Raw genomic sequence first — 1114 nt, 5'->3', positions numbered from 1 at the left:
GGATCACGTTGTGATGGGTGACGGCAACGCCTTTGGGGACTCCGGTGGTGCCCGAGGTGTAAATCAGATACGCGATGTCATCGGGCGCCGGTGCGGGCAACGCGGCGCTGGGCTGGGCCGCAATACGCGGATCGCCCACCTCGATGACCGCCACGTCATGGCCGTCGAGACGCTCGGCCAGCGCGCCGGTGGTGATCGCCGCAACGGGTGCGGCATCACCGAGCAAGAACTCGATGCGCGCCGCGGGCACCACCGGGTCGATCGGCACATAAGCCGCCCCGGTCTTGAGCACCGCCAAAATCGCCACGATCGCCTCAGCGCACCGAGGCAACAACAACGCCACCCGATCACCGGCAGCCACCCGCTGACCCACCAGAAAATGCGCCAACCGATTCGAGGCCTCATCAAGCTGCCGATACGTCAACGACTCGCCCTCAAAACTCAGCGCCACCGCCTCCGGAGCCCGGGCCACCTGCGCGGCGAACACCGCCGGAATCGACACCGAGACACCCAGCTGCACAACCGGGGACATCAACGCCGCCCGATTACCCCACCCCTCCAACTGGGCACGCTCACCAACACCCAACACATCCACCGACGAGAGCCGCCGCGCTGGATCCGCGGTCATCGCCAACACCACCCGCTGCAACCGCTCCACCAACACCTCAATGCTGGCCACATCAAACACATCGGTGCGGAACTCCACCTGCCCGCCAATGCCGGCGGGCTCACCAGCCTCGGTCCAGCGTTCGGCCAACGACCACGTCAAATCCGCGCGCGCGGTGTCGGTATCGGCCCGCAACGGCGTGACCTGCACCTCCCCCAAGGCCACCCCGGCGGCGGGATCAGCGTCTTGCCAGTTCTGCCAGGCCAGCATGACCTGCACCAACGGATGATGGGTCAACGACCGGACCGGATTCAGCCGCTCCACTAGCACCTCAAACGGCACATCCTGATGCTCATAGGCGGCCAAACTGCGCGCCCGCACCTGAGCCAACAACTCACCAACGGTGGGATCGGCGCCCACATCCACCCGCAACACCAACGTGTTGACGAAAAAACCCACCAACTCATCGAGCGCAGGGTCACGGCGCCCGGCGATCGGGAACCCCAC

General features: G+C 66.0%; 1 protein-coding gene. It reads right to left on the bottom strand.

Annotated features, from left to right (window positions below):
* Positions 1-1114, bottom strand: a 1114-nt coding sequence (locus A5753_RS07770) for an AMP-binding protein (protein ID WP_156655999.1), incomplete at both ends; no start/stop codon positions are given.

This window comes from Mycobacterium sp. 852002-51971_SCH5477799-a (assembly GCF_001667145.1).
Classification (GTDB): Bacteria; Actinomycetota; Actinomycetes; order Mycobacteriales; family Mycobacteriaceae; genus Mycobacterium.
The sequence above is the reverse complement of the archived record's forward strand: the minus strand, read 5'-3'. Positions and strand labels throughout refer to the sequence as shown.